We start from the raw sequence: 21098 nt of genomic DNA on the forward strand, positions 1-21098 counted from the left end.
ATAATGCCAGTCCCTACACTTTGCACGGCTACGGTTCCACTGACGTGACTATGAACTCAATTCCCAGAAAATTATGCCTCGCGAGACATCTCCACATACCAAAGCTTTGTTGAACAGGCGGCTCGGGATCAGGCTTACCATCGGTCAAAAGATAGGCGCCATATTTTTGGTGGTGTTGTTATTGGCGGGCTCCAACATCATCGTGGTCAAGGGGTTGATGCACGATTTCAACGGCGTGGCCGCGACGGTAAACGTGGCGGGTAAGCTGCGCATGCTGAGCCAGAAAATTGCGTTTGAAAGTGTCAATCTATCGATCCGGCAAACCGGGGGCCAAAGCGATATCTGGCGAAGCATGGAAGAGTTCGATACGGCGTTGAACGCGTTGGCACAAGGAGGCACCGTTTTTGGGCTCGAAGTGCATCAATTGCCCATCGATCATGGTGTGCTGATTGGGGCGCTTAAGACGAATTGGGCCAACTACCGCACCAGCGTCCATGCGCTGCTGGCAGTAACCACGCCGCCAGGGGGCACCGAACTCGAGCCGCCCGAAGATCACACAGCCTTGCAACAACGGATCGCTGCGGGCTCGATCACTGTGCTGGAAAATGCCGAAGCACTTGTCGGGTCTATCATCAATGAAACTCACTCTGCGCAACGACGGGCGCTGCTGAAGATGTACGGTCTGCTGCTTGCCGACGCACTGGTTTTGCTGGCGACCCTCGCGGCAGCGCGTAGGCAAATGGTGATCCCGTTGCGCCAATTGTCCAGGCATTGCCAGGAACTTGCCGCGGGAAACTATAAGGCGCGAGTCAGCTATCGCGCGGCGGACGAGATGGGGCAGCTTGCGCTTGCGTTTAACGATTCGACACAACGAATCGACCAGTTGGTGGCACACATAGAACAGGACCGGCGAAGCTTGCAGCAGGCCGAGGCAATGTTCCGCGGCATGGCTGAAAACACGATGGTGGGCTTATACATTGTGCAGGATGACCACTTTCGTTTCGTCAACGCGACAATGGCCGAGATGTTCCTTTATGAACGCGACGAGATGATGTCATCGGTCGGCGCATATGACATTTTCTTTGAAGAAGATCGCCCAAAGGTCAGGGAGAGCGTGCGCCAGCGATTGGAGAATCAAGTTCCGCATGTACGGCACGAGCGGCGAGGGGTCCGCAAAGACGGCTCGGCGATCAATATTGAAATCTTCGGCTCTAAAATGCTGCTGGACGGCAAGGCAGTCACCATGGGGATCGCGCTCGATATAACAGCACGCAAAGCGATGGAAGCCTCGGCGCGCATGGCGTCACTGGTTTATCAAAACAGCAGCGAGGCCATGGTGGTCACCGATCCGGATGGCTGCATCATTAATGTAAACCCCGCATTTTCTGCCATCACTGGCTATGGTCCCGAGGAAACAATCGGGGCAAAACTAAGCATACTGAGTTCCGGCCGTCACGATAGGGCGTTCTACGAGGCCATGTGGCATTCGTTGGATAACACGGGAAAGTGGCAAGGCGATATTTGGAACCGTCGTAAGAATGGCGAAGAATACGCTGAGCGACTTACGATCAATACTTCCTATGACGACGACGGCTCTGTCCACTGCCGCGTTGGGTTGTTCTCGGACATAACGAAGAAAAAACAATCCGACGCTTTTATCTGGCGCCAGGCCAACTACGATCATCTGACAGGACTGCCGAACCGGCAATTGTTCCACGACAGGTTGGAACGGGCCATCGCTCGTGCCAACCGCTCCGGTCTGCCCATGGCGCTGGTTTTCCTCGACCTGGACTTCTTCAAGGACGTCAATGATACGTTGGGCCATGGCGTGGGCGATGAGTTGCTTAAACAGGTCGCAAAACGCCTCAGCGGCTGTGTGCGGGCAACCGATACGGTGGCGCGGCTGGGGGGCGACGAGTTCACCATCATTGTGGGCGAGCTCCAGGACCAGGATGTCGCGTATCGTATTTGCCAACATGCCTTGGTGGCTCTGGCTCAGCCCTATTATTTGGGCGACGAAGTAGCCAGCATTTCGACTAGCATCGGCGTGACCTTTTATCCTGAAGACGGCACCAACGTGCACGAATTATTGAAAAATGCCGATCTGGCAATGTACGCAGCCAAGGGAAAAGGCCGTAACCAGTTCTGTTACTTCACGCCAATCATGCAGCAGCATGCGCATAGCCGGCGTCAGTTGTTGCGTGACCTGGTCGGTGCGTTGGGCAGGCAGGAGTTTATGCTGCATTATCAGCCGGTGGTCGAACTTAGCACAGGGCGTGTCTGCAAGGCCGAAGCGCTTATCCGATGGATGCATCCCACCCTTGGTTTGATCAGTCCGGCAGAATTTATACCCTTGGCAGAAGACTCCGGCATGATTGTCAGTATCGGGGATTGGGTGTTTCGCGAAGCGGCGCGCCAGGTAGCGGCGTGGCGCGTTTCACACCATGTCGATTTCCAGGTCAGCGTCAACGTTTCGCCGGCACAGTTCCTGGCCGAAGGCTTGAGTCATTCGGCATGGTTGGAATATCTGCAGGAATTAAATTTATCGGGTCACTGCATCGTGGTGGAAATTACGGAACGATTGCTGATGGATGCCAGCGCCGACGTCAGTTCCAAGCTTCTCGCTTTCCGCGATGCCGGCATACAGGTGGCGCTGGATGACTTCGGCACCGGCTATTCTTCCATCTCGTATTTGAAAAAGTTCGATATTGATTACATCAAGATTGATCAATCGTTTGTGCGGAACCTCGGCCCGGATACGGACGACATGGCGTTGTGTGAAGCCATCATCGTCATGGCCCACAGGTTAGGACTGAAGGTTATTGCAGAGGGAGTGGAGACCGGCGAGCAGCGCGAGCTGCTACGACGGGCAGGCTGTGATTATGGGCAGGGCTATCTGTTTTCGCAGCCCGTGCCCGCTGCGCAATTTTCCGAGATTATCGTGTCGGTCACGTAAGCCGGGATCACAAATTGGCAGGCGCCATTTGGGCGGCAGGCTCGCGCCGGCGCATCAACAGTCCTAGCACTAACACGAGGAAGGTCCACGCGAGGACGGGGGCGTTGCCCCAACGGACATAGGGTGTGAGACCCGTCGTCCCTTGGACCTCAACGTCCAGAACTCCTTTGGTCATCGGGCTCAGTACGCCGCGTATGTTGCCCTTGGCGTCGATGGCCGCAGTCATGCCCGTGTTGGTCGCACGTATCATGGGGCGGGCGGTCTCCAGTGAGCGCATGCGCGAAATCTGAAGATGCTGGCGCAATGCCCACGAATCACCAAACCAGCCCAGATTGCTCATGTTGACAAGTAGGGTGGCGCCTGGCCCCCAGACTTCGCTATCGCGCACCGACTGAATGATTTCTTCACCAAAGACGTCTTCATAGCAAATATTCGGCGAGATCATTTGTCCCTTAATCGGGAAGAGGGCTTGCCGCACCCGTCCGCGATCGAAATCCCCAAGGGGAATGTGCATGGACTCCACGAACCACCTGAATCCCGTCGGTACGAACTCCCCGAAAGGAACCAGGTGCTGTTTGTCGTAACGCATGTCCGGGATGCCCGCGATCAATGCGGCGAGCGGCGTTGTCGCGTCGAAGCTGATGGCGCTATTGGTGTAGCGTTCCTGGCCGTCCCGGCGGTCGAATAATGGAGCGCCCATTAATATTCTGGCGTCGCGTTCGCGAGCAATGTCCAACCATTGTTGCCATACCTGAGGGGCGACGCGGTCCTGAAATAACGGTACGACCGTCTCGGGTAGCACGATAAGATCGGGCGAGGCGTCTGCTTCCTTGGGAGGCAAGGCAGCAAGCCGCATATAGGTGGCAAGCCCTTGCTGCATGAGTTCCGGGTCAAATTTTTCCGACTGAGGCACGTTACCCTGCACCAGCCGCACGATAATGGGGTCGCCTTGCGCTTTGGACCAGTCGATGTGCCCTAACGCGATCCCCAACAGCCCGACCACGATCGCGCAGCCCACACCAACCGCCGCCCGGGCATCATTGGTGGTGTCCTTAGCGCATGCCAGCAAAGCGATTGCAGCAGAGGCGAAGCTGGCGAACCACACCAAGCCGTAGACGCCCAGTAGGGGCGCCCAACTGGCCAATACGCCTTCCACATGCGCATAGCCTACATTGAGCCAGGGAAAGCCGGTAAAGAGCGTGCCACGCAGCCATTCCGCCAGAGTCCAGCACGAGGCCCAGACCGCAGCGATCAATAATTGCCATCCGAAGCTGCAATTAACTTGTAAATGGCGGGCCGAGATCCACCGGGCCACCGTTGCCGCCAACACGATAAAAACGGCTTCGACAGCGGCCAGAAGCAGTACAGCAGCACCGGCCAGCCAGGCAGCCATGCCACCGTACTCGTGCATGCTGATGTAAAGCCAATAAAACCCTAAAGCGAAGTTGGCCAGGCCGAAAATGAATCCGTACAGGGCAGCCTTGCGTACTGTGGCGGCACGGAACACATAGAACGCCAGGAAGGCCAGACTGAATATCTGAACAAAAGGCAGTAGCCAAGTCGGGAATGGCCCGGGTGCGAACGACATTGCATGAATGGCGCCCAACAGCACGCAGGCGTATTGCCTGCTCGAATTCTGGAAGTGGTTCAAAGGTCTACTCGTTGGCGGTGAGGCGCGCGACAGGGTCCGGATTGTCGAGTTGAATATGCAGCCACAAGGCTCGTTTGGCGTCGGCTCCGACCACCGTGATATTCAGTCCCTGATGACTGATGCTGTCGCCGCGGCGAGGGATGCGTCCGAGTTCCGCTGCCAGCCAGCCACCCAGCGTGTCGTAATCATCGTGGGGCAGATCGGTATTGAAGCATCGGTTGAATAGGGGGATTTCAGTAATCCCCATGGCACGCCAACTGTTGGTGCCGGTTTGAAATATGGTCTTTTCGGCGTCTTCGTCGTATTCATCTTCGATTTCTCCGACGATTTGTTCGAGGACATCTTCCATGGTGACCAGGCCGGACGTTCCGCCATGCTCATCGACTACGATCGCCAGGTGGTTACGGCTACTGCGAAAATCGTGCAGCAGCACGTTCAGGCGCTTTGTTTCAGGGACAAAAACAGCCGGGCGCACGAGAGGGCGCAAGTCTATAGCCGGGTTGGTGATGGACAGTAATAGGTCTTTGGCCAACAGGATGCCGACAATATTATCGCGGTCATCTTCATACACTGGAAACCGCGAGTGCCCGGTTTCGATGATTTCAGGCAGGACTTCAGCTAAAGGCTTGCCGATGTCCAGCATGTCGATCTTGGATCGAGGCACCATGATGTCGGCCACCGTCTGGTTGGCGACTTCCAAGGCACCGGAAATCATGGCGTAGGACTCGCCGTCGAGCACGTGCCTATCGTGGGCGGCTTCCAGGACCGCTTTGATATCTTCGCGGTCTTCGGGCTCTGAGGGCCTCATGAACGCGGTCAGGCGTTCAAACAGGGATTTGGATGGGGTTTTCGCCGGGCGGGGCTCGGCATCGGGTGAGCTAGGATCTGACATTGTCCATCGGACTGGTTATAGGGAGTTTTAGCATAACCGAAATTATGGTTTCAGGCTGAAAGCTTTATGGCTGATAGGGGTCGGCGATCCCCATCTGGCGAAGGATATCGATTTCCAGGGCTTCCATTTCACTGGCGTCGTCCGCATCGATGTGGTCATAACCCAAGGCATGCAGAACACCATGCACCGTCAAGTGTGCGGCATGGTCCCGCAATGTTTTATGTTGCTCTTCCGCTTCGCGCTGCAGCACGGGCATACAAAGCACGACGTCACCCGATGCGGTTCCGAAGGGATCGACGCCGTATTCGAAGGTCAGAACATTGGTGGCATAGTCGCGCTGGCGGAATTCGGAATTAAGTTGCCGGGCTTCGTCCGCACCGACCAGACGAATCGTCAAAACGACAGCCGAAAAGCAGGGTTGTGTCCGTTGTTGAGCACCGGATTCCTGGTCCCAAGCTTGTGCCACGGCGTTTATCGCCCGCGTGGCCCAGCGGCGTAGGCGCCAGCGAGGCAATTCGGGCACAGCGATGGCATATTGCACGGACAAGGACAATTCTGGTTCCTTGTGCACCGGCTTTTTACCGCGAACGGACGCTTCAGGCGACATGATCGCCGGCCCTTTCGTAGGCATCGACAATACGTGCCACCAAGGGGTGGCGCACTACGTCGCGGCTGGTGAAGCGCGTCGTGGCAATGCCTTGTACCGATTCCAGAACCTCTACCGCGTGGGTCAGCCCGCTAAGCTGGCCGCGTGGAAGGTCGACTTGTGAAGGGTCGCCATTGATAACGGCCTTGCTGCCAAAGCCAACGCGGGTCAGGAACATCTTCATCTGTTCGGGCGTGGTGTTCTGGGCTTCATCCAGAATGATGAAGGCATGGTTCAGCGTACGCCCTCGCATATACGCCAAGGGGGCAATTTCTATGGTTTGTTTTTCGAACAAACGCTGTACGTGCTCGTATCCCATCAGGTCGTATAAGGCGTCATATAGAGGGCGCAGATAAGGATCCACCTTTTGCACCAAGTCGCCCGGCAGAAAGCCCAGGCGCTCGCCGGCCTCGACCGCCGGACGCGTGAGCACCAGACGCTGAACCGTTTCACGTTCCAGGGCGTCGATGGCACAGGCAACTGCCAGCCAGGTCTTTCCTGTGCCAGCGGGTCCGATGCCAAAGGTGATGTCGTGGCGCAGTATCTGGTTAAGGTAATCACGCTGGCGCGGCGTACGCGGACGCAGGTCGGTTTTCTTCGTGCGCAGATTAATGCTTTGGTCATCGACCGGCGCGATCTCGGGCATGGGCGGCGCCAGCTCCTCGATTTTTTTGTGCTCTTGCGGACGGCCAGCACCCAGTTCCACCAGCCCCAACTGAATATCGTCTATCGACAAGGCTTTGTGTACCGCTTTGCGATGAAACCATTCAAGCGCTCGGGCCGCCGCTTTGGCCTTGTCGCCCGCGATTTTTACGTGATCGCCCCGTCGATTAAGGGTTACGTTCCAACCCTCCGCAATCTGACGCAGGTTTTCATCAAGGGGGCCGCAGAGATTGGCCAAGTGTGTGTTGTCTCCGTCGAGCCTGACATTCACTGGACCTTTGGCATGGGCGCCCCTGCTCATGCGCGCTCTCCGGTCTGCCGGTCGAGTGTGACGACTTCACCCTTTAGTGTGTTCGTCATGGTTTGCACGATACGCACATCTATCATTTGTCCGATGAGGCGCGGCTGGCCCACGAAATTGACGATACGATTGTTCTCACTGCGGCCGGAAAGTTCGTTGGGATCGCGCTTGGAGGGCTTTTCAACCAGCACGCGTTGTACGGTGCCAACCATGGACTCGCTGATGGCAGCGGCCTGCTCATTGATGAGGGCCTGAAGGCGATACAAGCGGTCCAGTTTTACGTCCTTCGGCGTATCGTCTTGCAGATCGGCAGCGGGCGTGCCCGGGCGGCGCGAATAAATGAACGAGAACGATTGGTCGAAGCCCACATCACGGATCAGCGACATGGTCTTCTGGAAATCAGCTTCGGTTTCTCCGGGAAACCCGATAATGAAGTCTGATGAAAGGGTTAGGCCTGGGCGCGCTGCACGCAGCCTGCGCACGATGGATTTGAACTCTAACGTTGTATAGCCGCGCTTCATGGCTGACAGGATTTGATCGCTGCCGGCTTGCACAGGCAAGTGTAAAAATGGCACCAGTTTTGTCAGATTGCCATGCGCCTCGATCAGGCGTGTGGTCATTTCTTTGGGGTGCGATGTCGTGTAGCGAATCCGCTCGATGCCAGGGATTTCGTGGACATACTCCAGCAGCATGGCAAAGTCGGCGATTTCTGCCCCTTCGCCCATGGGGCCGCGGTACGCATTCACGTTCTGGCCCAGCAGTGTGACTTCTTTTACTCCCTGGTCTGCCAAGTCGGCGATTTCGACGAGCACATCATCGAATGGTCGGGACATTTCGGCGCCGCGGGTGTAGGGCACGACACAGAAGCTGCAGTATTTGCTGCAACCTTCCATAATCGATACGAACGCGGTGGGGCCATCCACGCGAGCCGGGGGCATGGAGTCGAATTTCTCGATTTCCGGAAAGCTGATGTCGACCTGCGATCGGCCGGATGAGCGGCGCCGCGCGATAAGGTCGGGGAGGCGGTGCAACGTCTGGGGCCCGAACACGACGTCGACATACGGTGCCCGCTTGACGATGGCTTCGCCTTCCTGGCTGGCAACACAGCCCCCGACGCCAATTACGAGATTGGGGTTGCTAAGTTTCAGATGCTGAACGCGGCCCAGATCGGAGAAGACCTTTTCCTGCGCTTTTTCACGCACGGAACAGGTGTTGAAGAGGATGATGTCGGCTTCTTCGGGATTCTCGGTTATCTCGACGCCTTGGTCTTCACGAAGGACGTCGGCCATTTTGTCAGAATCGTATTCGTTCATCTGGCAGCCGAAGGTGCGGATGAATAATTTGCGTGTCTTCGCGGCGGACGGTTCGGCAGGCTGAATCGATAGTTCGGGGGCGGTAGTCTCGCTCGAATGTTGCGGAGCGTCTGGCTCGGTCGGAATCAGCAGTTGGGACGAGATGATGCGGACTGTAGGAGCGGCGGCGGTCGACGATGCAGCGGCATTGCGCTTGATGGTGGTTTCTTGCATGATTTAAGCCGTGACGGGTGTATATCCCGCGGGCAAGTAAGTAAAAAAGCCATTGTACCGTTATCGTTGCTGGGTCGTTACGGAACGTTGGCGGCGTTCGCTGACGATTTATGTGGCGGGACGCTTTTGATATTGGGTAATTTGATTTCCATTAATTTTGGTATGGAATTTTGGATGCGGCGACTTTGTGCGCGGCGATTTTGGTATCTGACGAACGCCGGCAGCTGGGTCCGGGGCCAGGGACGGCACGGCGGGCTCGTTTCCGCGCCTTCCTCGTCCAGGCGGGCGGCGGGCAAACTCGCTATGGTCCGCTATGCGGACCGTCGCTCAGACAGTGCCCGCCTGAATCCCGCCTTCCCTTCGGAAGCCCGCGGCGCCCGCCTAACCGCCGTCCCTGGCCCCGGACCCAGCTGCCGGCTTTAGCATGAATGGCGAGAAAATCGACAACGGTGGCGTAGATATCGTTTTTAATGAGGATGGCAGCCGCTTAACGGCCAGTCCCTCATTCTCGCTCTGGTACGAGTATGCTGGACGGAAGTCCGGAGCTCAACGAGGAGGAGTAATGCGCGAAAATGTCACGATTCCGACCTTGGAAGAATTCCTCGCTGCATTTAATAAGCACGATCTCGATGCGATCATGAGCTTCTTCTCCGATGACTGTGAGTTATGCATGCCTCGAGGCAAAGAGCCTGGCGGCACCCGCTACGTCGGCAAGGCAGCAGTGCGAGAGGGCCTCGCTACTCGCTTTGTGGGCATCCCTGACGTTCACTATGGTGAGGACAGGCACTGGGTGGCGGGTAACCTTGGCGTCTCAACCTGGTTGCTCAGCGGCACTACCAAGACAGGCGAGTTAATCCGTGTTCGTGGCGTCGACCTTCTCGAGTTTCGCAACGGCAAGATCGCCAAGAAGGACTCCTACTGGAAGATCATCGAGAGGTGAACGGACAGAAGCCCAGAAACGCGTTCACCAAGAACAATCGAGTCGCTGCCGGCCGCTTGGCTCGTTAACGCGAACGCAGTCAAGAGGGGGGCGGTCAGTTTTACTTGTTGCTCTAAGTCTCGAACGGCATTGGCCACACGCTGGTCGCAGGATATGGTCACTAAGGCGGTGGCCAACTTTTTTGGCCGTGATCAGATAGGGATTATCGATGTACAGATCAGAGTGGGGCACCCCACTCTGATCGTGCTGCTAGGCGACGTCGTTTCAGTTACGCGCTGGCCATGGCGGCATGCTTGCGTTTCGCGCACCAGCGGCCGACCAACACAATAAGCAGAGCCCCGATAACTTCAGCCGCAAACTTCAACGTGCCGGAAGGCTCGCCGAATTGTTCGACGATGACGATATCGGTGATGAGCATTCCGCCTGCTATCCAGCCCAACAGCGCTGCGCCTAACGTGACGACGCTGGGAAAGCGATCGATCAATTTCAGCACCAGGGTGCTGCCCCAGATGATGATGGGTACGCTAATCACTAAGCCGAAGATGACCAAGCCCAATTGATGATCCGGATTTGCTCCTTGGGCGGCGCCTGCAATGGCAAGGACGTTGTCCAGGCTCATGACGAAATCGGCCACGATGATGGTTTTGACTGCGGACAGAATGGATGCGCTGCCGCTGATTTTGCCATGCGCATCGTCTTCCGGAATCAGCAGTTTGATACCGACCCATACCAGCAGTAGCGCGCCAATGATCTTCAGGAACGGCACGCTGAGCAGCGTCAATGCAAAGGCGATCAAGGCTACCCGCAAACCGATAGCGCCAGCCGTGCCCCATAAAATTCCCTGCATGCGTTGCTTGTGCGGCAGGTTTCGGCAGGCCAGCCCAATGACGACGGCATTGTCGCCTCCAAGCAGAATGTCGATCAGAATAATCTGAAAGACCGCTGCCCAGCTTAGTGTCTGTAAAAATTCAAGCATAAGTCACCCTTTATGTATCAAGATAATAGTTGCGAAGGGAAACGGATCTGGCCGACTGCAATGGCCTGCTTGAATACCACTTGGTTTGAGCAAGGGTAGCCTGAACAAAGCAAAATGGCCTGATCCGTAAGGACGCAGGCCACAGCTATCGCTGGAGTATAGACCTTGCCCTTAATGGCAAGGTCTTGCTTGCAACATGATGATGTTGCCCGAGCACCGGGAGTCTGCAAAATATTGCAAGCCAGCCGTAATGACGATGCTGCGGAAGAAAGCTACTCCCCTTGATGGACGTAAGTATATTCGCACATGACGTAAAGGTAAAGTCCATGCTTAGGTTACCTACAGTTTCGGTATCGCTCGGACGCCGGCAGACGGGTCAGGGGCCAGGGACGGGGGTCAGGCGGGCGCCGCGCGCTTCCGAAGGGAAGGCGGGATTAAGGCGGGCACTGTCTGAGCGACGGTCCGCGTAGCGGGCCATAGCGAGTTTGCCCGCCGCCCGCCTGGACGAGGAAGGCGCGGAAACAAGCCCGCCGTGCCGTCCCTGGCCCCTGACCCGTCTGCCGGCTTTGCGGTGGACGGCGACGGAATCGAAGGAGGCCGGGAAGACAGTTAGCGTCCATCCGAGTTGAACAACGGGTTAACTTCGAGCGCACTACTGCCGTTCTTCAACATGGCGCGCAAAGTTATCGAGAATTGCCTGCCACCCGGCCTGCTGCTGCTCAATGGAATGGGTCGATTCAGCGTCAAATGAAACCCTTACGCCGACGCCTTCGGGCTTTTCGGTAAATTCAATTTTCGCCTCCCGGTCCCCGAAGGAATACTCGATCAGCCGATTCGGGACTACGTTGGTATAGGTGCCGGCAAAGTCAAATCCAAAGCTACCGTCCTTTGCTTCCATCCGGGACGAGAAAGCACCGCCCGCTCGAAGATCAATACTGGATTTGGTGGTGTGCCAGTCATCGGAAGCTGCATTCCACTGGACAATGTCGTCCGGCGTGGTGTAGGCCTGCCACACCCTCCCAATTGGCGCGTGAACAGTTGTCTCGACGGTAATCTTCATAATCTCGCACTCCCCTTCGGTAGGGCCGCGCCACGGATCGGCGTCGGCCAGAATGAATTGTCAGGTCGCGGTTTGCTCACGGACTTGGCGCAAATGCGTGGCAGCCGGACGATCACGCACGAGCCCCTTGCCCATGATTCTCCACCTGGAATTTTGAACATCGGACTAACGATTTCGATGGCAGGAGTCCTAATCGTCAGGCAAACTTTACGAACACTTTGGCTGGACCGCAAGGGCACTGCAACAGCGCCACGACGACAAGAAACGTCTTCACGGCAGCGTAACTTCGGCCGGCAAAAGCGTCGTGGCTAGCGTATTACTGCGAGCCGGCGGGTGCCCGGGGAGGCAGTCGGCGGTAGGCGGGCGCCGCGGGCTTCCGTAGGGAGGGCGGGGGATGTCGGTGGGCGCTGTCTGACCGGAGACCTGCGTAGCAGGGCGCAGGGAGTTCGCCCGCCGCCCGCCTGGACGAGGAAGGCGCGGATATAAGCCCGCCGTGCCGATTGCCTCCCCGGGCACCCGCCGGCGCCTTAAGAACACAAATTACACCCAACAAAAGAGCCACGTCAGCTAAAGGAAGAAATATACCCAACACGTCAAGGTGGTAAGCAATAAAGTCGACACCCTGAAAAAGAACACAAAATCCGCTCCCAATAAAAAGCGCCCCACTTAAATTGAAAGTGAGGCGCTTCAAAACGAAATAGTCCGGTAAATCCTACATAATCTCTGCCGCAGGATCGTCCTTCTTCACTGTCTTCACCATGTCTTCGCGCGTCACGCCCAGCCACATCGCAATCGCCGCGGCAACGAAAACCGAAGAGTAAATCCCGAACCAAATCCCGATCGTCAACGCCATGGCAAAGTAGTGCAGCGAAGGCCCGCCAAAAAACAGCATCGCCAGAACCATCATCTGCGTAGAACCGTGCGTGATCACCGTACGGGAAATCGTCTGCGTAATGGCGCTGTTGATCACCTCCTGTACCGAAGCCTTACGCTGCTTGCGGAAGTTCTCACGGATCCGGTCCATGATAACCACCGACTCGTTCACCGAATAACCCAGTACCGCCAGAACCCCCGCCAGCACAGGAAGCGAAAACTCCCATTGGAAGAACGCAAAGAAGCCGAGGATAATCACCACGTCGTGAAGGTTGGCGACCACGCCGGCAATGGCGAACTTCCATTCGAACCGAAACCCCAAATACAGCATGATGCCGATCACTACGCTCAATAGCGCGAGCAAGCCGTTATTGACCAGCTCCTGACCGACTTGTGGTCCCACAAACTCTACCCGCCGCAGCTCAACATCGGGATGCTGAGCCTTCAGGGCGCCGAAGACCGAATCACTTTGTGTTGCCGACGTCTCGCCTGCGCGTAGGGGCAAACGTATCAGCACGTCTTGTGACGTACCAAAGTTCTGAACCTGGAAGTCGGTATATCCCAGGCTATCGACGGCGCTGCGGATTTCTTCCACTTGTGCCGACTGCGCATAGTGGACTTCCATCACCGTGCCCCCGGTGAACTCGATCGACAGGTGAAAGCCGCGTGTGGCAATAAAGAATACGGCGGCGGCGAACGTGATAACGCTTATCAGGTTCAGCACCAGCGCGTGGCGCATGAACGGAATGGTGCGGTGGATGCGGAAAAATTCCATGTTTCTGTCTTGCCTGAATTTTAATAAATGGGCGGCACAGTCATCGGTGCCGCACGGAGGCTTAATCTTGCTTTGGCTTCCAGATCTGGCCGATGGAAATGCTTTGCAGCTTGCGCTTGCGGCCGTACCACAGGTTCACCAAGGCTCGAACGCCTACGATCGAAGAGAACATCGAGGTAAGGATCCCGATACAGTGCACGACGGCAAAGCCGCGCACCGGGCCTGTGCCGAACGCCAATAAAGAAAGCCCGACGATCAGCGTAGTAAGGTTCGAGTCCAGAATAGTTCCCCAGGCGCGCTCGAAGCCCAGCTGTATGGCTTGCTGTGGCGGCGCGCCTGCGCGTAATTCTTCGCGTATTCGTTCGTTGATTAGAACGTTAGAGTCAATCGCCATGCCCAAGGTAAGGGCGATTGCGGCGATTCCTGGCAGGGTTAGCGTTGCCTGCAGCATCGACAGCACCGCCAGCAATAGCAACACATTGAATGCGAGGCCCAGCGTAGAGAACACCCCGAACAGGCGGTAGTAAACGATGATGAAAAGCGCAATCGCTATAAAACCGTAGAGCGTCGAATTGAAGCCCTTGGCGATGTTGTCCGCACCGAGGCTAGGCCCAATGGTGCGTTCTTCTATGATTTCCATCGGCGCGGCCAAAGCACCGGCGCGCAGCAGCAGCGACGTGTCGGCGGCTTCCTGTGCAGACATGCTGCCTGTAATTTGTACCTGCCCGCCGGGAATTTCGCTACGAATAACCGGCGCGGTAACGACCTGGCCCTTGCCCTGTTCGAACAGCACAATCGCCATGCGCTTGTTGATGTTGTTGCGGGTGACGTCGCGGAAAATCCGTGCTCCCTTGGAGTCAAGCGTAAGGTTGACAGACGGCTGCTGTGTTTGGTGATCGCGTCCCGGCTGGGCATCTTGCAGATTCTCGCCGGTCAGAATCACCTGGCGGCGCAGCAGCAAAGGACGGCCATCGCGGTCGGTATAGCGTTCCAGACCGAAGGGCACTGTGCCGGCATTCAATGCAGCGATAGCAGTAGGCGAGTCGTCGACCATGCGGATTTCCAGCGTCGCAGTGCGGCCCAGGATTTCCTTGGCCTTGGCAACGTCCTGGACGCCCGGCAGTTGCACCACGATGCGATCGGTGCCTTGCTGCTGAATAACAGGCTCTGCGACGCCCAGTTCATTGATGCGATTGTGCAGGGTCGTGATGTTTTGCTTCAGTGCATTGGTTTGAACCTGGGTGACTGCAGCCTCGGTCAGTTTGCCTGCAAGCGCAAACTTGCCGCCGCTTTCGCCGCTATTGGTAAACACCATGTCGGGCATCGTGCGGCGTAGTTCGGTTGCCGCGGCGCTGCGATCGTCGGCGCTTTCGAACGTCGACACGATAGACAAGTCGCTTCGGTCGATTCCGGAAACCTTAAGCTTGGCTTCGCGCAGTGTGTTGCGCGCATCGTTCGCCAGCGAATCGTAGCGGCCAGTCAGCGCACCCCGCATGTCGACTTGTAGAAGGAAATGGACCCCGCCACGAAGATCAAGGCCCAAGTACATGGGATTGGCGCCTATCGCGGTCAGCCAGGCGGGCGATGCAGGCAATAAATTCAGGGCGACGGTGTAGTCGGCATCGGCCGGATTTGGATTGAGCGTCTTTTCGATCAGGTCTTTGGCTTTGAGCTGCACGTCCGGCGAGTCGAAGCGCGCCCTTACCGTTCCTACTGGGCCATTTTGTTCGAAATAGGCGCCTGTGGGAGTAATGTTGGCGCTTTTCAGTATGTCTTCAACGCGACTGAGGACACTGTTGTCAATTTTGACCGAGGACTTGGCGCCCGCGACCTGCACCGCAGGGGACTCCCCGAAAAAATTGGGTAGCGTATACAGTATGCCAATTATCAGCGCGACTGCTACGGTGAGGTATTTCCAGAGAGGATAACGGTTCATCGTCGGTCAAAAAGTAAAGCGAAAAAAGAACCCCGAACCAGTGTCCGGGGTATGCACATTCAGATTAGAGTGCCTTGATCGTGCCCTTGGGCAAAATCGAGGTGACGGCTGTCCGCTGCAGCACGGTTTCGACAGGTTTGTCGGCCAGTGTGCTGATTTCGATCGTGACGTAGTTGTCGCCGACTTTGGTGACCCTGCCGAGCAATCCGCCTGTCGTGATGACTTCGTCGCCCTTGGCCAGAGCGGCAACCATATTGCGGTGCTCTTTCTGACGTTTCATCTGAGGACGAATCATCAGGAAGTAAAGGATCACGAACATCAAAATGATGGGCAGCATGCCCATCAAGGCGTTTTCTCCACCCGCCGCGGCGGCTTGGGCGGTTATTAGTGTCAATGTATCAATAGCGGCCATCGGGGAACTCCTGAGGTGTTTGGGTAACTTTGTATTGTAGCGACATCTTTACTACTGGATACCAACCGCGCGATCACGTGCGAATTGGCTGCGCCATGACTCGAAGCGTCCTTCTTCAATTGCTTCTCGCATCTCTTGCATGATAGTCAAATAAAAATGCAGATTATGCAAAGTATTCAGACGCGATCCGGTAATCTCGTTGGCTCGTTGCAAGTGGTGCAGATAAGAACGGGAAAAATGCTGACAAGTATGGCACGTACATGACGGATCCAAAGGTTGGGTGTCATCACGGTAACGGGCGTTGCGCATTTTGATGTCGCCAAAACGCGTGAACAGCCAGCCGTTGCGGGCGTTACGGGTGGGCATGACGCAGTCGAACATATCGACGCCGCGGCTGACGCCTTCGACGAGATCTTCTGGCGTACCGACGCCCATTAAATAGCGCGGTGCGTTGGCCGGCAGACGTGGTGCGACGTGAGCCAATACGCGCATCATGTCTTCTTTGGGTTCGCCGACCGACAGTCCGCCAATGGCGTAGCCTTCGAATCCAATATCCACGAGGCCCGCGAGCGACTCATCGCGCAGGTCTTCGAACATTCCGCCTTGCACAATGCCGAACAGGGCATTGGGATTTTCCTGCTCCTGGAACGCGACGCGCGAGCGGCGCGCCCAACGTAGTGACATGCGCATCGAGCGGGCGGCCTCTTCACTGGTGGCGGGGCGGCCTTCAATGGTGTAGGGCGTGCACTCGTCAAACACCATGGCGATGTCCGAGTTCAGGGCGCGCTGTATGCGCATGGATTCTTCTGGCGTCAGGAACAGGCGCGAGCCGTCAATGGGTGAAGCGAATTTGACCCCTTCTTCAGTGATCTTGCGCATGCCATGCAAGCTGAAAACCTGAAAGCCACCGGAGTCGGTCAATATCGGTTTTTTCCATTGCATAAACCCATGCAGGCCGTTGTGCTTGTCCAAGACCTCGGTGCCTGGCCGCAACCACAGGTGGAAAGTATTGCCCAATATTATCTGTGCCCCGACTTCATCGAGTTCATGTGGCAGCATTGCTTTTACACTGCCATAGGTGCCTACCGGCATGAATATTGGTGTTTGGACCACACCATGATTAAGGGTGATCTGGCCGCGGCGCGCGGCACCGTCGGTGGCCAGCAGCTGAAACTGTAAACCGGTCATTGCTTAGGGGGATTCTATAAACATGGCATCGCCGTAACTGAAGAAGCGATACCGGGATTGGACAGCATGCGCATAGGCGCGCTGTATGGGTTCGATACCTGCCAGGGCCGACACCAGCATCAGCAGGGTCGATTGCGGCAAATGGAAGTTAGTGACCAGAGCGTCGACCCAGGAAAATTGATATCCCGGGGTAATGAAGAGCCGGGTATCGCCTTCGATGGTGGCAGTGGGCGCAGCGCCGTCGCACTGGCGCGCGGCTGATTCCAGCGCTCGCACGCTGGTGGTGCCGACCGCCACGACTCGTCCGCCGGCCGCGCGCGCTGCATTGATCATCTTGACGGTTTCAGGCGAAACGCTGAAGCGCTCCGCATGCATGACATGATCCGCAAGATTTTGTGCGCGGACTGGCTGGAAGGTTCCGGCGCCCACGTGCAAAGTAACAAACGTCTGAGCGATGCCCTGCTCTGCAAGGCGCGCCAGCATGGCTTCGTCAAAATGCAGGCCTGCAGTGGGCGCAGCAACCGCGCCGGGCTCCCGGGCATAGACGGTCTGATAGCGCGCTTCATCTTCGTGCTCGGCGGCGTGCTCGATATAGGGCGGCAGAGGTGTTGCGCCATACCGATCCAGCAGATCGAGCACGCGGGTGGGAAACTGGAGGTCGAAGAGCTCGCCTTCGCGGCCCCGCACGGTGGCGCTGAAGGCGTCGGAAAGAATAAGCCTGCTTCCTGGCTTTGGCGATTTACTGGCCTTGATGTGCGCCAGGGCTGTCGTCGTTCCGGTAATGCGTTCGATCAGGACCTCGACCTTGCCACCGCTCTCTTTTTGGCCGCGCAGTCTGGCCTTGATGACCCGGGTGTCATTGAAAACCAGTAGGTCATGGGGCCGTAAGAGCCCGGGAAGATCGAGGAATTGCCGGTCGTGCAAAGCTCCCTGGGCATCCAGGTGCAGAAGACGGCTTTCGACCCGCTTGGCGGCTGGCGTCTGGGCAATAAGTTCCTGAGGCAGTTCATAATTGAACTGAGAGAGTTCAAGGCTAGGATTCACGCGTGAGGTCTTTGAGGTGGGCGCCGATAAGGCGCCCGAAATGATATTTATGCACTATTTTAAGCTGTTGCGAGGAATTTCTGCCTGAACACGATACCAAACTTGCCTTCATTGGTTATGCTGATGTTTTTTTTCGGGAACGAAGCATCATGTCTCTGTTGGGCCGAGTGCAATGGGCCTGTTGCCTTAAGAAGCGTGGACGGCGGGCCGCGATCGGCTCATTTTTGACTGTCGCGTCGCTGTTGAGCACGCAGGTTGTAGCACAAGCATTGCCTGCCGAGCTACAGAAAGCATGGAGCGCGACCCGCTTGTCAGCTGCCTCGATCTCACTGGTCGTACAGGAAATCAACGGCCCGCGTCTCATTTCAGTTAATGCGTCGCAACCTCGCAATCCAGCATCGGTCATGAAAATGGTGACCACCTGGACGGCGCTTGCCGGCCTCGGCCCGGACTACACGTGGCGCACCACATTTCTGGCGAAGGGTGGTGGGCAAGTCGATGCCCTGGGCACGCTGGCGGGTCCTCTTTACTTGAAGGCCGGCGGCGATCCTTTGCTTACGATGGAAGAGCTATGGGGCTTGCTGCGCGAGCTGCGCTTGCGAGGCATCAAGAATCTTACTGAAGTCGTTGTCGATCGTTCCCGGTTCGGGCGTGTCAGCATCAATCCCGGCGAATTCGACGGCGCAGCCGATCGGCCCTATAACGCCAGTCCGGATGCGATGATGGTAGGGCTGGGCGCTGTGCGCTTGCTGTTCCAGCCCGATAGTCAGGCAAAAAAATGGATACCCATCATCGACCCGCCATTGCAGGGCGTACGCATCAATGGCGATATCAAATGGAGCGCAGTGGCCTGCCCGGGCTCGCCCTCGATCGCCACACACGTCGTTCCAACAGGCAAAGACATTGTGGTCAATGTAAGCGGAACCGCCGCCGGCTCTTGTGGCGAATTCAGCGTGTACAGGTTGGCCTTGTCGCAACCCGCTTACTTTTCGGCGCTGTTCCAGATGCTATGGAAGGAACTTGGCGGCACGCTGGCAGTGGGAGTCAAAGACGGCAAAGTTCCTTCGGGCGTTGCGCCAGTCGTGTGGCATGATTCCGAGTCCCTGGCCGACACCATTCGTCAGATCAACAAGCAAAGTAATAACGTCATGGCTCGCACGCTATTTCTGACGCTCGCCGCCGAACGGATGGGCGCCGGGGCGACGCCCCAGAGCGGAGCCAGTGCAGCGCTTGCCGTACTCAAAGATCAGAAAGTCGATACGCGCGGCTGGGTAATGGATAACGGGGCGGGACTGTCCCGTGAGGGTCGCATAACCGCCGAGGGTCTCGTTGGCATGTTGAACGTGGCGTGGCATTCCCCCTTAATGCCAGAATTCATTTCATCGCTGGCCATATCCGGCGTCGACGGCACTGTGCGCAGGCGCTTGCGAGATGATGAAACGAGAGGAATGGCCCACCTGAAGACAGGCACGCTACGCGATTCGAGCGCCCTGGCGGGTTACGTCCTCGGCGCCAGCGGAAAACGATATATTCTCGTCAGCATGGTGAACGACGAGCGCTCGGTGAGTGCGCGAGCCTTTAACGACGCACTCGTCAGTTGGCTGGCCGCGCGCTAGTCCGGGCATAATGTCGATGATACCCACCCCTACGTTTGCAGGTGGGCCGATAGGGTGATCGCGCTCCAACACCCGCACCATATCGGCTCGAATAATTTTCTTTGCAGGAAGCACGATGCCCATACATGAAATCCGTCATCCCTTGATACGCCACAAACTGGGCCTGATGCGTCGCGCCGACCTTAGCACGAAAAATTTCCGCGAAATGTCGCAGGAAATCGCTGCTTTGCTAACGTACGAAGCTTCCAAAGACCTTCCCCTGGAGCCGGCCAGCATAGAGGGCTGGTGCGGAACTGTCGATGTCGAGAAGCTCGCCGGAAAAAAAGTCACTGTCGTGCCCATTTTACGTGCAGGCATAGGTATGCTCGACGGTGTGCTCAGCTTGATTCCTGGTGCGAAAGTCAGTGCAGTCGGCATTGCGCGCAACGAAGAGACCTTGCAGGCGCAACCATACCTGGAGCGCCTGGTGGGCAAACTCGATCAGCGTTTGGCGCTTATCGTAGACCCCATGCTGGCAACAGGCGGCTCGATGGTGGCCACGATCGATTTATTGAAAAAAGCCGGCTGCGTCAACGTGCGGGCCCTGGTTCTGGTGGCTGCCCCTGAAGGCATTCGCGCGGTAGAGCAGCACCATCCGGACGTTCATATTTATACGGCATCGATTGATAGCCACCTGGACGAACACGGCTACATCATCCCGGGCTTGGGCGACGCCGGCGATCGGATATTCGGCACCCGTCAAAAAGACACCTGAATCCAGGTCGCTGCAGGATTTCGCAAGAAATCATAAATCTGCTTACATTTGCTCGATTTTTGTCGGAACGCCGCCAGGCAAATGCGTTAGTATGAACTTCACGAATACATACAGGTAATGCTTATGCGTTTTATACGGTATTCAAGTTCTGCGCTGCTCATGCTTGCGTTTGCCACGGGCTCTGCTTATGCAGGGCTCTGTGAGGCGCCATTCATGCATGAGGGCGGGCAGACCCAGCTCAGCGGCTCCGGTGGCATGCAACTGGGGGCCGACCTTACTTTCTCCAACGTTACCAAGGACGGTAGCGATGCCTGCGAGGCGCGCGTGCAGGGTATTGCAACGTACGGCCTGGCCGGGCTGCCCCCGGGAAAATCCTCTCTGGACTACTGGATGGCAGTCAAACACGGCAAAGCCTCGTTCGAGCGACGCGATGCACAGGGCGGGCGCGAGCCCGTTGAAGGAAAATTCGATCTTCGCATGCTTGGCCTGTTTGCCTACGGTGAGCCGGTTACCCAGGCCGGGCAAACCTTTCCCCCAATGCGCTTTCAGATCAATCTCGATAAAAAGGCCGTACAGACCCAACCTATCGTTGTCAGCACCGGACAAAAGACGGTGGGCGAACGCCAAAGCATACAAACCGCGTCCGGGACCCAATCTTGCTGGCCTATTCGCTATACCCGTGTGACCGACCCGACTCAGGCCTCGTTTAATGGATTGGTTCTTCCAATCCCGGGAATGACGGCCGAAGTTACTGACTGGTTCTGCCCCGATTTGCATATGGTCATGAAACAGGAAAGCCAGCAAGGCGGGGTGGCCTCGGTAGTAGAAGTGATCAAGCTTCGCTAGTTTGTAGTTGAAGTCATTGCTAAAGTTTATCAACCCACTCTCG

At 56.8% G+C, this 21098-nt stretch carries 17 protein-coding genes; 5 read left to right on the plus strand and 12 right to left on the minus strand.

Going from position 1 to position 21098, the window contains the following annotated elements; translation table 11 throughout:
- Positions 1-73 precede the first annotated feature (73 nt).
- On the plus strand, positions 74-2956 hold the full coding sequence (locus EKL30_RS16445) for an EAL domain-containing protein (protein WP_199748594.1): 2883 nt from the start codon (positions 74-76) through the stop codon (positions 2954-2956).
- 7 nt (positions 2957-2963) lie between these two features.
- Here EKL30_RS16445 and lnt read toward each other — a convergent pair whose 3' ends face one another.
- The 5 genes from lnt to miaB all read right to left on the minus strand — a co-directional run bounded on the left by lnt (position 2964) and on the right by miaB (position 8635).
- Complete coding sequence (lnt, locus tag EKL30_RS16450) at positions 2964-4544, minus strand: apolipoprotein N-acyltransferase (protein ID WP_126708380.1); 1581 nt, start codon at positions 4542-4544, stop codon at positions 2964-2966.
- A 67-nt stretch (positions 4545-4611) separates the two neighbouring features.
- Positions 4612-5499: an HlyC/CorC family transporter gene (locus EKL30_RS16455; protein ID WP_126708325.1), complete on the minus strand. Its 888-nt coding sequence runs from the start codon at positions 5497-5499 to the stop codon at positions 4612-4614.
- A 64-nt stretch (positions 5500-5563) separates the two neighbouring features.
- Positions 5564-6106, minus strand: coding sequence for an rRNA maturation RNase YbeY (gene ybeY, locus EKL30_RS16460; RefSeq protein ID WP_126708381.1), 543 nt, complete (start codon positions 6104-6106; stop codon positions 5564-5566).
- Entirely contained in the window at positions 6096-7109 is a 1014-nt protein-coding gene (locus tag EKL30_RS16465) for a PhoH family protein (RefSeq protein WP_126708326.1), read from the minus strand. The genes ybeY and EKL30_RS16465 overlap by 11 nt, the downstream gene beginning before the upstream one ends.
- Positions 7106-8635: a tRNA (N6-isopentenyl adenosine(37)-C2)-methylthiotransferase MiaB gene (gene miaB / locus EKL30_RS16470; protein ID WP_126708327.1), complete on the minus strand. Its 1530-nt coding sequence runs from the start codon at positions 8633-8635 to the stop codon at positions 7106-7108. Before miaB ends, EKL30_RS16465 begins: the two co-directional genes overlap by 4 nt.
- A 424-nt stretch (positions 8636-9059) precedes the next feature.
- Here miaB and EKL30_RS16475 point away from each other — a divergent pair, with 424 nt between their 5' ends.
- Positions 9060-9575, plus strand: a complete 516-nt coding sequence (locus tag EKL30_RS16475) for a nuclear transport factor 2 family protein (RefSeq protein WP_233583196.1) — start codon at positions 9060-9062, stop codon at positions 9573-9575.
- Between the two features lie 268 nt (positions 9576-9843).
- Here the strand turns inward: EKL30_RS16475 and EKL30_RS16480 are convergent, their stop codons facing one another.
- The 7 genes from EKL30_RS16480 to queA form a co-directional block, all read right to left on the minus strand.
- The gene (locus tag EKL30_RS16480) at positions 9844-10551 is read right to left on the minus strand and encodes a TerC family protein (RefSeq protein WP_126708328.1); all 708 of its coding nucleotides are present in this window, start codon (positions 10549-10551) and stop codon (positions 9844-9846) included.
- A 652-nt stretch (positions 10552-11203) separates the two neighbouring features.
- Positions 11204-11611, minus strand: coding sequence for an SRPBCC family protein (locus EKL30_RS16485; protein WP_126708329.1), 408 nt, complete (start codon positions 11609-11611; stop codon positions 11204-11206).
- 712 nt (positions 11612-12323) lie between these two features.
- The gene (secF, locus tag EKL30_RS16490; RefSeq protein ID WP_126708330.1) at positions 12324-13259 is read right to left on the minus strand and encodes a protein translocase subunit SecF; all 936 of its coding nucleotides are present in this window, start codon (positions 13257-13259) and stop codon (positions 12324-12326) included.
- A 61-nt stretch (positions 13260-13320) separates the two neighbouring features.
- Complete coding sequence (gene secD / locus EKL30_RS16495) at positions 13321-15195, minus strand: protein translocase subunit SecD (protein WP_126708331.1); 1875 nt, start codon at positions 15193-15195, stop codon at positions 13321-13323.
- Between the two features lie 64 nt (positions 15196-15259).
- Positions 15260-15607, minus strand: coding sequence for a preprotein translocase subunit YajC (yajC, locus tag EKL30_RS16500; protein WP_126708332.1), 348 nt, complete (start codon positions 15605-15607; stop codon positions 15260-15262).
- 51 nt (positions 15608-15658) lie between these two features.
- Entirely contained in the window at positions 15659-16795 is a 1137-nt protein-coding gene (gene tgt / locus EKL30_RS16505) for a tRNA guanosine(34) transglycosylase Tgt (RefSeq protein ID WP_126708333.1), read from the minus strand.
- Between the two features lie 3 nt (positions 16796-16798).
- Positions 16799-17839, minus strand: a complete 1041-nt coding sequence (gene queA, locus EKL30_RS16510) for a tRNA preQ1(34) S-adenosylmethionine ribosyltransferase-isomerase QueA (RefSeq protein WP_126708334.1) — start codon at positions 17837-17839, stop codon at positions 16799-16801.
- A 149-nt stretch (positions 17840-17988) separates the two neighbouring features.
- Between queA and dacB the strand changes: the two genes are divergently transcribed.
- The 3 genes from dacB to EKL30_RS16525 all read left to right on the plus strand — a co-directional run bounded on the left by dacB (position 17989) and on the right by EKL30_RS16525 (position 21055).
- Positions 17989-19455, plus strand: coding sequence for a D-alanyl-D-alanine carboxypeptidase/D-alanyl-D-alanine-endopeptidase (dacB, locus tag EKL30_RS16515; RefSeq protein WP_126708335.1), 1467 nt, complete (start codon positions 17989-17991; stop codon positions 19453-19455).
- A 115-nt stretch (positions 19456-19570) separates the two neighbouring features.
- On the plus strand, positions 19571-20209 hold the full coding sequence (upp, locus tag EKL30_RS16520; protein WP_126708336.1) for a uracil phosphoribosyltransferase: 639 nt from the start codon (positions 19571-19573) through the stop codon (positions 20207-20209).
- Between the two features lie 123 nt (positions 20210-20332).
- Entirely contained in the window at positions 20333-21055 is a 723-nt protein-coding gene (locus EKL30_RS16525; RefSeq protein ID WP_233583198.1) for a hypothetical protein, read from the plus strand.
- Positions 21056-21098 lie beyond the last annotated feature (43 nt).

The organism is Candidimonas sp. SYP-B2681, from assembly GCF_003971065.1.
Taxonomy (GTDB): Bacteria; Pseudomonadota; Gammaproteobacteria; order Burkholderiales; family Burkholderiaceae_B; genus Pollutimonas.

Bases quoted from the DNA above. Each gene is read 5' to 3' on its own strand.
- EKL30_RS16445 (WP_199748594.1), top strand. From the start codon at position 74: ATGCCTCGCGAGACATCTCCACATACCAAAGCTTTGTTGAACAGGCGG.
- lnt (WP_126708380.1), bottom strand. From the start codon at position 4,544: ATGTCGTTCGCACCCGGGCCATTCCCGACTTGGCTACTGCCTTTTGTT.
- EKL30_RS16455 (WP_126708325.1), bottom strand. From the start codon at position 5,499: ATGTCAGATCCTAGCTCACCCGATGCCGAGCCCCGCCCGGCGAAAACC.
- ybeY (WP_126708381.1), bottom strand. From the start codon at position 6,106: ATGTCGCCTGAAGCGTCCGTTCGCGGTAAAAAGCCGGTGCACAAGGAA.
- EKL30_RS16465 (WP_126708326.1), bottom strand. From the start codon at position 7,109: ATGAGCAGGGGCGCCCATGCCAAAGGTCCAGTGAATGTCAGGCTCGAC.
- miaB (WP_126708327.1), bottom strand. From the start codon at position 8,635: ATGCAAGAAACCACCATCAAGCGCAATGCCGCTGCATCGTCGACCGCC.
- EKL30_RS16475 (WP_233583196.1), top strand. From the start codon at position 9,060: ATGAATGGCGAGAAAATCGACAACGGTGGCGTAGATATCGTTTTTAAT.
- EKL30_RS16480 (WP_126708328.1), bottom strand. From the start codon at position 10,551: ATGCTTGAATTTTTACAGACACTAAGCTGGGCAGCGGTCTTTCAGATT.
- EKL30_RS16485 (WP_126708329.1), bottom strand. From the start codon at position 11,611: ATGAAGATTACCGTCGAGACAACTGTTCACGCGCCAATTGGGAGGGTG.
- secF (WP_126708330.1), bottom strand. From the start codon at position 13,259: ATGGAATTTTTCCGCATCCACCGCACCATTCCGTTCATGCGCCACGCG.
- secD (WP_126708331.1), bottom strand. From the start codon at position 15,195: ATGAACCGTTATCCTCTCTGGAAATACCTCACCGTAGCAGTCGCGCTG.
- yajC (WP_126708332.1), bottom strand. From the start codon at position 15,607: ATGGCCGCTATTGATACATTGACACTAATAACCGCCCAAGCCGCCGCG.
- tgt (WP_126708333.1), bottom strand. From the start codon at position 16,795: ATGACCGGTTTACAGTTTCAGCTGCTGGCCACCGACGGTGCCGCGCGC.
- dacB (WP_126708335.1), top strand. From the start codon at position 17,989: ATGTCTCTGTTGGGCCGAGTGCAATGGGCCTGTTGCCTTAAGAAGCGT.
- upp (WP_126708336.1), top strand. From the start codon at position 19,571: ATGCCCATACATGAAATCCGTCATCCCTTGATACGCCACAAACTGGGC.
- EKL30_RS16525 (WP_233583198.1), top strand. From the start codon at position 20,333: ATGCGTTTTATACGGTATTCAAGTTCTGCGCTGCTCATGCTTGCGTTT.